Origin of the sequence: Rhodophyticola porphyridii, assembly GCF_003688285.1 — a bacterium.
Classification (GTDB): domain Bacteria; phylum Pseudomonadota; class Alphaproteobacteria; order Rhodobacterales; family Rhodobacteraceae; genus Rhodophyticola; species Rhodophyticola porphyridii.
Genome location: NZ_RCNT01000003.1, coordinates 32,148 through 45,711, shown reverse-complemented (window position 1 = coordinate 45,711; position 13,564 = coordinate 32,148). Strand labels below are relative to the sequence as shown.

12 protein-coding genes are annotated in these 13,564 nt (G+C 62.8%); 8 read left to right on the top strand and 4 right to left on the bottom strand.

All coding sequences use genetic code 11. The annotated features are described in order from the left end of the window. Window positions 1–6 precede the first annotated feature (6 nt). On the top strand, window positions 7–324 hold the full coding sequence (locus D9R08_RS07050) for a DUF3775 domain-containing protein (protein ID WP_121897343.1): 318 nt from the start codon (window positions 7–9) through the stop codon (window positions 322–324). Between the two features lie 28 nt (window positions 325–352). Here the strand turns inward: D9R08_RS07050 and D9R08_RS07045 are convergent, their stop codons facing one another. Next, a complete protein-coding gene (locus D9R08_RS07045) occupies window positions 353–1,402 on the bottom strand; it encodes a saccharopine dehydrogenase (protein WP_121897342.1) in 1,050 nt (349 codons plus the stop codon). Between the two features lie 255 nt (window positions 1,403–1,657). Between D9R08_RS07045 and fdhF the strand changes: the two genes are divergently transcribed. Beyond that, a complete protein-coding gene (gene fdhF / locus D9R08_RS07040) occupies window positions 1,658–4,441 on the top strand; it encodes a formate dehydrogenase subunit alpha (RefSeq protein WP_121897661.1) in 2,784 nt (927 codons plus the stop codon). Window position 4,442: 1 nt separating this feature from the next. Here the strand turns inward: fdhF and D9R08_RS19205 are convergent, their stop codons facing one another. Continuing rightward, on the bottom strand, window positions 4,443–4,604 hold the full coding sequence (locus D9R08_RS19205) for a hypothetical protein (protein WP_199709290.1): 162 nt from the start codon (window positions 4,602–4,604) through the stop codon (window positions 4,443–4,445). Window positions 4,605–4,669: 65 nt separating this feature from the next. On the opposite strand from D9R08_RS19205, the gene D9R08_RS07035 reads away from it, so the two are divergent. Together D9R08_RS07035 and D9R08_RS07030 are read left to right on the top strand one after the other, a co-directional pair. Then, window positions 4,670–5,872: a hydantoinase/carbamoylase family amidase gene (locus D9R08_RS07035; RefSeq protein WP_121897341.1), complete on the top strand. Its 1,203-nt coding sequence runs from the start codon at window positions 4,670–4,672 to the stop codon at window positions 5,870–5,872. Between the two features lie 124 nt (window positions 5,873–5,996). After that, window positions 5,997–6,464, top strand: coding sequence for a DUF2383 domain-containing protein (locus tag D9R08_RS07030; protein ID WP_121897340.1), 468 nt, complete (start codon window positions 5,997–5,999; stop codon window positions 6,462–6,464). A 72-nt stretch (window positions 6,465–6,536) separates the two neighbouring features. On the opposite strand, the gene D9R08_RS07025 is transcribed toward D9R08_RS07030, so the two are convergent. Then, window positions 6,537–7,235 carry a response regulator transcription factor gene (locus tag D9R08_RS07025; RefSeq protein WP_121897339.1) on the bottom strand — a complete coding sequence of 233 codons (699 nt, stop codon included), beginning with the start codon at window positions 7,233–7,235 and terminating at the stop codon, window positions 6,537–6,539. Continuing rightward, on the bottom strand, window positions 7,232–9,154 hold the full coding sequence (locus tag D9R08_RS07020; protein ID WP_121897338.1) for a hybrid sensor histidine kinase/response regulator: 1,923 nt from the start codon (window positions 9,152–9,154) through the stop codon (window positions 7,232–7,234). The genes D9R08_RS07025 and D9R08_RS07020 overlap by 4 nt, the downstream gene beginning before the upstream one ends. A 206-nt stretch (window positions 9,155–9,360) precedes the next feature. Between D9R08_RS07020 and D9R08_RS07015 the strand changes: the two genes are divergently transcribed. The 4 genes from D9R08_RS07015 to D9R08_RS07000 all read left to right on the top strand — a co-directional run bounded on the left by D9R08_RS07015 (window position 9,361) and on the right by D9R08_RS07000 (window position 13,527). Beyond that, on the top strand, window positions 9,361–11,337 hold the full coding sequence (locus D9R08_RS07015; RefSeq protein WP_199709288.1) for an AMP-binding protein: 1,977 nt from the start codon (window positions 9,361–9,363) through the stop codon (window positions 11,335–11,337). Further along, the gene (locus D9R08_RS07010; RefSeq protein WP_121897337.1) at window positions 11,334–11,588 is read left to right on the top strand and encodes a hypothetical protein; all 255 of its coding nucleotides are present in this window, start codon (window positions 11,334–11,336) and stop codon (window positions 11,586–11,588) included. Before D9R08_RS07015 ends, D9R08_RS07010 begins: the two co-directional genes overlap by 4 nt. Further along, window positions 11,585–12,406 carry an ABC transporter ATP-binding protein gene (locus D9R08_RS07005; RefSeq protein ID WP_121897336.1) on the top strand — a complete coding sequence of 274 codons (822 nt, stop codon included), beginning with the start codon at window positions 11,585–11,587 and terminating at the stop codon, window positions 12,404–12,406. The genes D9R08_RS07010 and D9R08_RS07005 overlap by 4 nt, the downstream gene beginning before the upstream one ends. A 134-nt stretch (window positions 12,407–12,540) precedes the next feature. Continuing rightward, window positions 12,541–13,527 (top strand): branched-chain amino acid ABC transporter permease, encoded by a 987-nt coding sequence (locus D9R08_RS07000; protein WP_121897659.1) that lies wholly within the window; start codon window positions 12,541–12,543, stop codon window positions 13,525–13,527. Window positions 13,528–13,564 lie beyond the last annotated feature (37 nt).

The window sequence follows — 13,564 nt, the reverse complement described above, 5'->3', positions numbered from 1 at the left end:
GAGACCATGCTGGCGATATCGACACGGAAAGTGGCGCAGATAATCCTGATGGGACATGAACTCGACCGGGCCGAGGGCGAATTGCGCGGTCTGGTCGAGACCCTGAACGAGGATGAGCAGGCCGAACTGGTGGCAATCATGTGGATCGGACGCGGCAGTTTCGAGCCCGAGGATTTCGCCGAGGCGCTGGCCACTGCGCGAGAGGAGGCCACGACGCCCACGGCGGATTACCTGATCGGCACGCCGCATATGTCGGACCATCTGGAGGCCGGCTTGGAGATGCTGGGCGTAAATGCCACGGATGAGGAAGACGACCTTATGTAGGTGGGCTGCCCGGCGGCGGGTAGTGCGATCAGAGATCTGCGCAGTGCCGGTCGAACTCCGCCTCCGCGCGCGCCCACACGCCCGCTTGCAGGTCGGTCAATGTCGTCAGGGACGGCAGCAATTGCGCCGCGTAATCCTCGGAGCTTTCCAGCGGCAGCATCGAGGGCAGATTGTCGATTGCGGTGACATCCAGTACCGGATCGTCATGAACCCGCAAGGCGGGCGCGTTCCAGTCGGTTGTTCTGTTGTAGACTTTCACGGGTGAGAAATCCGAGGTTGGATCACAGGCGATATCGCCAATCACGCTCAGTTTTCGCGCCGCGGTTCCGGCGGTGTCGGGCACGAAAACCGGTGTTCCCGGTCGCGCCAGAATGCAGTTGAGGAATATGTCATGGGCCAGCACCTCGGGGAACGGCCCGCCCGAGGCGGTTTCGGCCATGTCCCATTTGGTAACCTGCATGTCCATGCTGTCGCAGAAATCGGCCGCACCCGTACCCACCCGGCCAAGCGCTCCGATGATCAGGGCGTCCGGCCGCCTGTCCGGGGGCAGCGCCGACGTCAGCTCGTCAAGCAGCGTGTCCTTGTCGGTATAAACCCCGACCGGCCCGCAAACGCCGCCGGCCTGTTGCGCGACCCAGCATTTCAGCGCCACCGCCGCCCCGGCGAACCCGGCCCAGTAGCCAAAGGCGGCCACCCGCCGCCCCGCGTCGTCCACCAGATATTCCAGATCGTAGAGCGTACCGCCGCCAGCCCTGAAGCGCCGCAGCAACGCCTGCCCTGCCGGTTGCCCCTTATAGGCGTGGCCGAACATGATATGACGATGCCGCAACGGCGTTCCGTCTTCGGGCAGTTCCTTCAGGCCGAAAATGATGGCATCCGCGGGCGCATCGGGCCAGCTGTTCTCGGCGGCGATCGTGACGCCTGCGTCGCGGTAGAGACCGGTCGGGATCGCCCGGACGGAGCTGTCTTCCACGGTCACGCGGAGGCCTGCGTCCAGTAACGCTCTCGCGCCTCCTGGCGTCAGGCCGACGCGCTGTTCGTTTGGTCGCTGCTCGGCGCGGACCCAAAGATGTGTCATCTGGTGGTCTCCCTCTTGCGGGGTGGTTTTAGGCTCGGCGTGGAGTGGCGGCAAGCGCGCATGCGGGAAGCTGCGTGCCCGGGCGACCCGGCCAGAGAGGTTGCCAGACATCGCGCATCGGGAGATGTCTGTACCTCGTCGACGCGGCTTCCACGATGTGGGTATGCCGGATTTGAACCCGCCGCAGTCGCTAATCCGGGACTGTCGGTCGCGGAAATCTGCGATAGGGTGTCCATGGATCAGGGAGACATGCGCATGACCACCGACAGGATCCGCTTCATGCTGGATGGCGAAGCCGTCGAGGCCCGGCCCGGAGAAACCATCTGGGAGGTCGCCAATGGCCGTGGACTGGTGATCCCGCATCTCTGCCACAAGCCCGCACCCGGTTATCGCCCGGACGGCAATTGCCGCGCGTGCATGGTGGAGATCGAGGGCGAGCGCACCCTTGCGGCATCGTGTATTCGGGAGCCGGCGGAGGGCATGGTCGTCAGCACCGCCTCCGGCCGGGCCACGACCGCGCGGAAGATGGTGATGGAGATGCTGCTGGCCGATCAGCCGCCGCGCGACATGGCCCATGACAAATCCGCCCATCTCTGGGACATGGCCGAGGCCAATGGCGTCACCGAAAGCCGCCTGCCCGCGCTGGAGAAAGAGCGCATCCCGCTTCTGGATGACAGTCACATTGCGATGTCGGTCAATCTGGATGCCTGTATCCAGTGCGGTCTTTGCGTGCGAGCCTGCCGCGAGGTGCAGGTCAATGATGTGATCGGGATGGCGGGCCGCGGGCATGACAGCTATCCGGTCTTCGATTTCGACGATCCGATGGGTGAAAGCACCTGTGTAGCTTGCGGAGAATGCGTACAGGCCTGTCCGACTGGCGCGCTCATGCCCTCCTCGGTGGTGGATGAGCATCAGGTGGGCGACCGGGCCGATTTCGACAGCGAAACCGAAAGCGTTTGCCCGTTCTGCGGCGTGGGATGCCAGGTTTCCGTTAAGGTCAAGGATGGGCGCGTCAAATATGTTGAGGGCATCAACGGCCCCGCCAATGAGGGCCGCTTATGCGTCAAGGGCCGGTTCGGCTTCGACTACATCCATCATGCCCACAGGATCACCAGGCCGATGATCCGCCGGGCCGATGCGCCGGAAAAGGGTCTCAATGTCGACCCGGCCAACCCCTGGACCCATTTCCGGGAGGCGACATGGGAAGAGGCGCTGGAAAAGGCCGCCCACGGACTGGCCGACCTGCGCTCCTTCTACGGCGGCAAGTCCGTTGCCGGGTTCGGCAGCGCGAAATGCACCAACGAGGAGGCCTATCTGTTCCAGAAGCTGATCCGCCAGGGTTTCGGCCACAACAATGTGGACCACTGCACCCGGCTTTGCCACGCGTCCTCGGTGGCGGCGCTGATGGAGAATGTGGGTTCCGGCGCGGTGACCGCCACGTTCAACGAGATCGACAATGCGGATCTGGCGATCGTGATCGGCGCGAACCCGGCGGAGAACCACCCGGTCGCAGCGACTTTCTTCAAGCAGTTCACCAAGCGTGGCGGCACGCTTGTCGTGATGGATCCGCGCGGTCAGGCGCTCAAGCGCCATGCCAGACACATGCTTCAGTTCCGGCCCGGCACCGATGTCGCACTTCTGAACGCGATCATGAATGTGATCGTCGAGGAAAAACTCTATGACCGCCAATACATTGAAGGCTTCACCGAGGGTTTTTTCGAGTTCCGGGAACATATCCGTGCCTTCACGCCCGAGCGCATGGCCGAGCTTTGCGGAATCGACGCGGAGACGATCCGGGCTGTGGCCCGCGATTACGCCGCCGCGGATCGGGCGATGATTTTCTGGGGCATGGGCGTCAGCCAGCATATCCACGGCACCGACAATTCCCGCTGCCTGATTTCGCTGGCGCTGCTTTGCGGACAGATCGGGCGCCCGGGGACGGGCCTGCATCCGCTGCGCGGCCAGAACAATGTGCAGGGCGCCTCCGACGCCGGGCTGATCCCGCAGGTTCTGCCGGATTACCAGTCGGTGACCGACCACGAGGTGCGCGAGCTGTTTCGCCATATCTGGGGCGGCACCGAGATCGACGCCGAACCCGGCCTGACCGTGGTCGAGATCATGGACCGGGTCTATCGCGGTGAAATCAAGGGCATGTATATCCTGGGCGAGAACCCGGCGATGTCGGACCCGGATGTGGAACATGCCCGCAAGGCGCTGGCCACGCTGGATCACCTTGTGGTGCAGGATATCTTTGTCACAGAGACCGCGAATTTCGCCGACGTGATCCTGCCGGCCTCGGCTTTCCCCGAAAAATCCGGGACCGTGACCAACACCAACCGGCAGGTGCAGATGGCGCGTAAGGCGGTGGAGCCGCCCGGCGAGGCCCGCGAAGACTGGGAGATCATCGTCGCGCTGGCCAACCGCATCGGGCTTGACTGGGATTACGACGATCCGCGCGAGATATTCGACGAGATGAAGATGTCGATGCGAAGCCTGCATCACATCACATGGAAACGGCTGGAGACCGAGTCCGCGGTGACCTACCCGAGCCTTTCGAACACCGATCCCGGCCAATCCGTGGTGTTCGGCGACGGTTTCCCCCGCCGTGCGGGGCGCGCCAAGTTCACGCCGGCCCGGGTGACGCCGCCCGCCGAACTGCCCGACGAGCGGTTTCCGATGATCCTGATTACCGGCCGCCAGCTGGAGCACTGGCATACAGGGTCGATGACCCGGCGCGCGACGGTGCTGGATGCGGTGGAGCCGGAGGCGAATTGTTCGCTTCACCCCTCCACCTTGCGCAAACTGGGAGTGGAGCCCGGTGGAAAGGTGCGGCTGACGACCAAGCGCGGTTCGATCGAGATCATGGCGCGCGCCGACAGGGCCGTGGCCACCGACATGGTTTTCGTGCCGTTCGCCTATGTGGAGGCGGCCGCCAACATCCTGACCAATCCCGCGCTCGACCCCTATGGCAAGATCCCGGAGTTCAAGTTCTCCGCGGTGAAGGTCGAGGCGGCCGGGGAACAGGTGGCGGCGGAATGACTCAGAGGCCCGTCATTTCGCGGATGACCGGGAGGATCGCCGCCGCGGCGATGCCGACGCCCGCGCCGATCCCAAGCCGGAGCAGGGGCGCACCAAGCCGTGGCCCGGCCAGACCGAGCAGGCCGCAGACAACCGCGTAGAAGATCATCGCCATGAGATCCATCGCTGGACCTTAGCATATCGGGCTGGCATGTCTTCCGGGAATTCACCTGCCGAAAGTGCCGCCCCATGTCCCCCGATCCCGACCGCTTTCTATCTGACCTTCACCATCTGCGGAGCTTCGGCGCCGAGGGTGCCGGAGTGATGCGCCGAGCATTCTCCGGCCCCGATATCGCCGCGCGTGAGTGGCTTGTGGCCCGGATCGGGGAGATCGGACTGACCCCTCACGTGGACCCGGCGGGAAATGTGTTCGGTTTGACTGACGGGCCTTCTCTGCTGATCGGGTCGCATTCCGATACCCAGCCCGAGGGCGGCTGGCTGGACGGCGCCTACGGCGTGATCGCGGGTCTGGAGATTGCGCGCACCGCGGCAGGATCGGGCGGACCGTCGATTTCGCTGGTGAGCTTTCAGGACGAGGAGGGCCGCTTCGGCGCGCTCACGGGAAGCGATCTCTGGGCCGGGCGCACCACATTGGCCGAGGCGGATCGCTACACCGATACCGACGGAGCGAGTTTCGCGGATGCACGCCATGGCCTTTCACATCTTATGCAAGAAGATTTCGTAGATCCCGGACGGTTCACCGGATTTCTGGAAGCCCATATCGAACAGGGGCCGGTGCTTGACGCCTCGGCGGAAGGGGTGGGGGTTGTCACCTCCATCGTCGGGCTTCGTCAGCTTCAGATCACTGTCACCGGCCAACAGAACCACGCCGGCACGACGCCGATGCACATGCGCCGGGACGCGTTTCAGGGTGCGGCCCGTGTTGCAACGCTGCTGAACGAGCGGTTCACCAATATCGTGACGCCGCAATCGGTCTGGACGATCGGTCATATCCGTCTGCACCCCAATGCCTCCTCCATCGTGCCGGGCCGGGCGATTTTCACAATCCAGTGGCGTGATGGAGAAACCGACCGGCTGGATCGGATGGAGCGTATCATCGAAGATGTGCTGACGGAGGTCGCACGGGAAACAGGTCTGAGGATCGATGCCGGGCGTCTGCGCAACGATCTGGCGCCGGTGCCGATGGATGAGGGCATTCAGGCCGCCTTGCGGGCTGCGGCTGACAGACACGCACAGGGACGATGGCGCACGATGCCATCGGGCGCGCTTCACGATGCCTCCAATGTGTCGCATCTGATGCCGGTGGGAATGCTGTTCGTTCCTTCCATAGGGGGGATCAGCCACAGTTTCGATGAAGATACGGCGGAGGCGGATCTGGTGCTGGGGCTGCGGGTTCTGGCCGATGCCGCCGAGGCGCTGGCTCCGTCCTGATTTCGGAACGCCTGACGGCGGCAGGCTGAAAACCGCCGGGTACGGGGGCCGTGGCGGAACCCGCGCCGCGCGGATTGCGTTCGTTCGGCAAGATCCTTGCAACCTGTCAAATAGGAAAGAGCCGATGACCGACCCGATCTCCTATTCTCCTGATCCTCTGAGCGGCCCTGATAACGAGGCCGAACGCGAGGCGCTGCAGGCGCTCTTGAACCGAACGATCGATGCCCAGGCGGGCTATGACACGATGCGGGAAAAGGCGGAGCCCGAGTTCCGCCCGGTGGTTCAGAAGTTTCACGGAACCCACCACGCCCATGCCGACCAGATTGCCGCACTGATCGCGGCGCGCGGTGGAGAGCCGGATGTCAGTGGCACCCTTATGTCCAGTGTCAACACGGCTGTCGTATCGATCCGGGCGCTGTTTGATGAGATCGACGAAGACGTCATGGACAGCATTCGCGATGGCGAGGGCCATGTGCTGGAGGCCTTCGACGAGGCTATTACCGCGATGCCGGAAGGCCACGACAAGGAGGCACTTGTGCGCATGCGCGGAGAAGTCCAGGAACTGCTGGACGAAACCCGGCATCTGGACTGAGCCTGTACCGGTCCTGGCCGCGGGCCAAGCGTTGAACGGAACCCGGCACGGGACCGGATGAGGGGCGACGTGTCAGGTCCAGCTCACGTCGCCCAGAAATATATAGCCCGCACCGTAGATCGTTTTGATCAGTTGCGGGTTTTTCGGGTCTTCGCGCAGTTTCGTGCGCAGCCGGCTGATCCGCACATCCATCGCCCTGTCGAAGCTCTCACCTGCGGCGCCACCAAGACTCTCCTGCATTTGCTGGCGAGAGATCAGGCGTTTGGGGCTGTCCAGGAAAAGCCGTAACACCTCGCCTTCCGCGTGAGAAAACCCGATCTCCTCACCCGTTTCGTCAACCAGAACGTAGCGATCGAAATGAGCGGTCCATCCGCGGAAGGTGGCAGTGTTGCCTGCGTGTTCACGTGGTTTCGACTGGCGCAACCGGGCGCGGACACGGGCCACCACCTCGGCAGGATCGAAGGGTTTGATGATGTAGTCATCGGCGCCGAGTTCCAGCCCGGTCACCCTGTCCTGTACCTGCGCCCGGCCCGAAATGATGATGATCGCCGCCCCGGATTCCAGCGCCAGCCTGTGGACGACGGCCAGCCCGTCGCGATCCGGCAGACCCAGATCGACAAGGCAGACATCGGGGGTGGCGCTGCGAAGCGCAGCCTCGAACTCGGTCGCTCGGGCGTAGGCTGCGGTGCGAAACCCCGCTTCGCTCAGCGCGTCCGACAACATCGTGCGGATCTGCGGCTCGTCATCGAGAATGGTTACAAGCGCGGTCATGCTACCGCCTCCGCGTGGAAAAGATGTGTCAGCGCGGCGGGATCCAGCGGCTTCGACAGAACCGGCCAGCGCGCCGCGCCCTTCTGCCGCAACGGGTCGCCATGCGGCAGCGCTGTCATCAGCGCAAGGCGATGGCGCGGATGACGATCCGCGATGCGCGTCAGCAGGTCGACGCCGGTGATGTCGCCTTCCAGATTGATATCGGAAAGCACCCAGTCGAGCCCCGGCAGATCGGCGAGGGCGAGCGCTTCCGCGCCGCTTGCGGCCTCGATCACCTGATGGCCAAGACCCGTCAGCATATCGCGGATCGTGGCGCGCAACTCCGCCTGATCCTCCACCAGAAGCACCAGATGGGCGCGGGTATCGCCGCTTGCATGGCGCAGGGGCAGCCTGAGGCTGACCGCGGCGCCGCGGGGCGTGTTGGAAAGCTTCACGGTTCCGCCGGCCAGTTGCGTCAGGTCATAGACCATCGACAGGCCAAGGCCGGAGCCATGTTCGCCCTTGGTGGTGAAAAACGGATCAAGCGCGGCCTTCAGCGCCTGTTCCGTGAAGCCCGGCCCGGTATCTAGCACGGTGATTTCCAGCCATGTTTCCGACACGGCACGGACCCGGATAGCGATCTCGCCGGCCTCCCGACCGATCGCATCGCGTGCGTTCAGCACCAAGTTGAGCAGACTGTCCTGCAACGAGCCCGCATCCAACAGCAGCGACTGCGGGTCCAGATCCACATCAATGGCCAGCGTGATCGTATCGGGCAATGCCGCGCCCGCCAGCGGGGCAAACGCGGCCAGCATTTCCGACAGATCGGTGGGCACCGGGTGTATTTCCCGCGGGCCGGACATCCGGGCGATCTTGTCCAGCAGCATGCCGCCCCTCCGGGCCGCTGATTTGGTTGCGCCTGTCAGTTCGGCCGCACCGGGCGGCAGGGGCAGCTTTTCCAGGCGGCCCTGAAGACCCAGAATGATTGTCAGCAGGTTGGCGAAATCATGGGCCAGCCCGCTGGTCAACTGCGCGGCCAGCTCGCGCTTGTGGGTCTGGCTCAGCGCCGCGCGCGCCTGCGCTTCTTCGGTGACATCGGTGGACAGCAGATACACGCCCTCGATCTCGCCTCCAGCGCCTTCATCGGGGGTGAATGCGGTACGGATGCGTCGGCCGCTTTCCGGTTCAGTGAACTCCAGCACTGACGCCGCCCCCTCCAGCGCCCGGGCCACATGCGACGAAAGCCGCGCGGTGGTGGCCGGGCCAAGCGCCTGTTTCATGTGCAGGCCTACGATGTCACTGGCCCGCCCGGGCAGGATCGCGGATAGACGCCTGTTTGTGTAGGTGTAGACCTGATCCCGGTCGACATGGGCGATATGTGCCGGCATCATCTCGGTGGTCAGGCGGATGCGCGCCTCCATCTCGGAAAGCCCGCGCTTCGCCTCTTCAAGCTGCGCATTGGTCGCGGCGAGTTCCCGGTTGGTCTGCGCCAGCTGTTCCGCATGGGTCAGAAGCTGGTCCGAAAGCTCCTCTGACCGGCTGCGCAGAAGTTTTTCCTGCCGCTTGATCTCGGTGATGTCGGTATAGACCGTCACCCAGCCTCCTTCGGGCAGAGGTGAGCCTTCGACGCTGATCGTCCGACCGTTGGAGCGTTGGCGCTCCATGTAATGGGGCACGAAGGCCCGCGCCTGCTCAACCCGATCCTGCACGAACCGCTCGGGGTCCTCCACATCGCCATATTCGCCGTGGCCGACAAGATAGCGGATCGTGTCCTCGAACCGCGCGCCGGGGGTCACCAGATCAGCGGGCAGGCCGAACATCGTCTGAAACGGGCGATTGCACACGGCAAGTTTCAGTTCGGCGTCATAAATGGTCAGCGCCTGCTGGATCAGGTTCAGGCCCGCGCGGGTCATCTGGTTCGTGATATCGGCTCGCGCCATGTCTCTCGCGCCTCCCCTGTCCCATCGCTGGCACTGCGGCGGGCCTGTCGTCAAGCCCGGCGGGGCGCTGTTACAATTCGTTAGGTTTGGGAAAAAGTCAGGCAAAAGTTGACGTCGACATATTTCGTGCCACGGTATTGCAGCGAGAGTCGCGCAGATAAGCGATCCGTGAGCGCCGGATGAAACCGGCGAAGGGAGGATGAAAATTGGCTGACGTAACCGCGGCTGCGGGAATTCCTGCCTCCGTTCCGGCACTCTTGGCGCGGAACGTAGCGCAGTTTGGCTCGAAACCTGCCTACCGGGAAAAGGAATTCGGGATCTGGCAAAGCTGGACCTGGGCGGAGGCCGCCGAAGAAATCGACGCGATCGCCTATGGTTTGCTGGCCCTGGGTGTGGACCGCGGCGACTATATCGCGGTGATAGGGCAGAACCGCCCGGCGCTTTACTGGTCGATGGTGGCCGCGCAGAAGGTCGGCGCTATCCCGGTGCCGCTCTATCAGGACGCGGTCGCCGAAGAGATGGCATATGTGCTTGAGCATTGCGGTGCGCGGTTCGTGATTGCCGGGGATCAGGAGCAGGTCGACAAGGTCATTGAGGTCCAGGACACCGTCCACTGCATCGAACATATCATTTATCAGGATGCCCGCGGTCTTCGTAAATACGACCATTCCAAGCTGCATTCGCTGGAGGCCATTCAGGCCGAAGGCCGCGCGGCGCAGGAGCGGTTCGAAAAGGAGCTTGCGACCCGCGAGGCGGAGCTTGGATGGGACAGCACCTGTGTGATGCTCTACACGTCGGGCACCACCGGCAAGCCCAAGGGTGTGGTGCTGAGCAACAAGAACATCATCGCGACTTCCAAGAACTCCGCCGAGTTCGACGATTTGCGCCCCGGGGATGAGGTTCTGGCATATCTGCCCATGGCATGGGTGGGAGACTTTATCTTTTCCATCGGCCAGGCGATGTGGACGGGCTTTTGTGTGAACTGCCCCGAAAGCCCCGAGACGATGATGACCAATCTGCGGGAGATCGGGCCGACCTACTACTTCGCTCCGCCCCGGGTTTTCGAAACGCAACTGACTAATGTGATGATCCGGATGGAGGATGCGAGCAAGCCCAAGCAGCGCATGTTCCGGTACTTCATGGATCACGCCAGGAAGGTTGGCCCGAAACTGCTCGATGGCAAACCTGTCGGATTCATGGACAGGCTGAAATACAACCTTGGAGAGACACTGGTCTACGGGCCGCTGAAAAACACGCTCGGCTTTAGCCGGGTCCGCGTGGGCTACACCGCCGGCGAAGCGATCGGTCCGGAGATTTTCGATTTCTACCGGTCTCTGGGGATCAATCTGAAACAGCTCTACGGCCAGACCGAGGCTAGCGTTTTCATCACGCAGCAGCCCGATAACGAGGTGCGCCCCGATACGGTCGGCGTTCCCTCACCGGGTGTGGAAATTCGCATAGATGATAATGGCGAGGTCTACTATCGCTCGCCCGGGGTGTTTGTCGAATACTACAAGAATGCGGAAAGCACCGCCTCCACCAAGGATGGCGAGGGCTGGGTCGCTACCGGCGATGCGGGTTTCATCGAGCCCGATACCGGGCATCTGCGGATCATCGACCGGGCCAAGGATGTGGGCAAGATGGCTGACGGCCGCCTGTTCGCGCCGAAATATGTCGAGAACAAGCTGAAGTTCTTTCCCAATATCCTGGAGGCGGTCGTGTTCGGCTCGGGCCGTGATTATTGCACCGCTTTCATCAATATCGACCTGACGGCGGTGGGAAACTGGGCTGAGCGCAACAACATCTCCTACTCCTCCTATCAGGAGCTTGCACAGCACCCAAAGGTGCTTGAAACGATCCAGGGCCACGTCGAAGAGGTGAACCGGAGCGTTGCCGAGGACGAGATGCTCTCTGGCTGCCAGATCCACCGCTTCCTCGTGCTGCACAAGGAACTGGACGCGGATGACGGCGAACTGACCCGCACCCGGAAGGTCCGCCGCCGGATCATCGAGGAGAAGTTCGCCGACCTGATCGCAGCACTTTATGGCGGGTCCGACAGCGTCTACACCGAGACCGAAGTGACATATGAAGACGGCCGGAAGGGCAAGATCAAGGCGACGCTGAACATCCGTGATGCCAAGGTGGCCGATGAGGTCGATCGCAAGAAAGTTGCGGCGGAATGACCTTGCTGGCCGCCTCTTTCTTTCTGCTTGGCTTTGCGGCTTCATGGGTGGCCGGGCGCTATGTGGGGCGCGGGGCAGCGGCGATACAGGCCGGCGCGATCGGCGTGTGCGGGCTGGCCGCGCTGCTTTACGGCATGCCCCATGTGTGGGCCGATAATCTGATATGGGCAATCGTTGCCTTGCTGATCTACGGGCTGATCGGAGCGCTGATCTTCCGCTCGGGGCAGGCAACACGGGGGAAGGCGAAATGAACGAGATGAGCCCGGACGGCTACACCACCGAAGACGGCCGCAAGATCGGCGGTGTGGTCATGGAGATGCGCAACATCACCTTGCGATTTGGCGGGGTCGTGGCGATCAAGGATATCTCCTTCGATATCCGCGAGGGAGAGATCCGCGCGATCATCGGGCCCAACGGCGCGGGTAAATCCTCGATGCTGAACGTCATTTCGGGGTTCTACCATCCGCAGGAGGGCGAGGTGTGGTATCGTGGCGCGCGGCGCCCGGCGATGAAACCGTTTCAGGTGGCCCGGCAGGGCATCGCCCGGACCTTCCAGAACATCGCGCTTTTCGACGGAATGACAGTGCTGGACAATATCATGACCGGGCGTCTGAACCACATGTCCGCGAGCTTCATCGATCAGGCGCTCTGGTGGGGCAAGGCGCAGCGCGAAGAGGTGAAGAACCGGCGCGTTGCCGAAGAGGTCATCGATTTCCTTGAAATCCAGAATATCCGGAAGACGCCGGTGGGACGGCTGCCTTACGGGCTCAAGAAACGGGTCGAACTGGCGCGAGCGCTTGTTGCGGAGCCCAGCATCCTGCTGCTGGACGAGCCGATGGCGGGCATGAATGTCGAGGAGAAGGAGGATATGTCCCGCTTCATTCTTGACGTGAATGACGAGTTCGGCACGACCATCGCGCTGATCGAGCATGATATGGGCGTGGTCATGGACCTGTCCGACCGTGTGGTGGTGATGGATTACGGCAAGAAGATCGGCGACGGCACACCCGACGAGGTGCGCAACAACCCCGACGTGATTGATGCCTATCTGGGGGTCGCGCATGACTGATCGGGGGCCGCACACGGAACGCCGAACTTCCTCAGGATTTCGGTCGCTCGCGCTTTTCTCGCCACGACGATTGCCACGGATCGCCGCGCAGCGATCATCCGTGCGCTCGATTATCTCGATCCCAGGGGGACATGATGCCTGAACAACTCGTTTTTGCGATGGAGGTCACGCTGAACGGCCTTATGACCGGGGTGATGTATTCGCTTGTGGCGCTTGGCTTCGTGCTGATCTTCAAGGCGTCCGGCATCTTCAACTACGCGCAAGGGGTGATGGCGCTCTTCGCGGCGATGACTCTGGTCGGCATTCAGGACGGACGGGTGCCGTTTGCCCATATCATCAATGAAGTTCTGGGAACCGACATTCACTATTTCGGATGGGAGGTGCCGGCCTTGCTGGCCATTCTGCTGACCGTCCTGGTGATGATTGGCTTCGCGCTGTTCGTTCAGAAGTTCATCTTCAGACATCTGGTGGGGCAGGAGCCGATCATTCTGTTCATGGCGACGATCGGGCTTGCCTATTTCCTCGAAGGGGTGAGCGATCTGATGTGGGGCTCGGAGATCCGCAATCTGGATGTCGGCCTGCCGCAGGGGATCAACGACACTATCGATCAGGTGACGTTCGAGATTTTCGGCTATGGGTTTTTCATCGACAATCTGGATCTTTGGGCAACCGGCATCGCCGCGGTGCTGGTGGCAGGCCTGATCGCCTATGCGCAATACACCAAGAACGGCCGCGCCATGCGCGCGGTGGCCGATGACCATCAGGCCGCGCTGAGCGTGGGTATCTCGCTCAACTATGTCTGGATCCTCGTCTGGTCGCTGGCGGGCATCGTGGCGCTGGTGGCGGGGATCATGTGGGGCTCCAAATCGGGGGTGCAGTTCTCGCTGTCGCTGATTGCGCTGAAGGCGCTGCCGGTGCTGATGCTGGGCGGGTTCACCTCGATCCCGGGTGCGATTGTAGGGGGGCTGATCATCGGAGTGGGCGAGGCGCTTTTCGAGTTCTCCATCGGTCCGCTGATCGGCGGCGCGACGGAAAACTGGTTTGCCTATGTGCTGGCATTGGTCTTCCTGGTGTTCCGACCGCAGGGCCTGTTCGGCGAAAAAATCATCGAGAGGGTGTGACTATGGCAGATCGATCCGGCGGGAGCGCGGGCTGCGC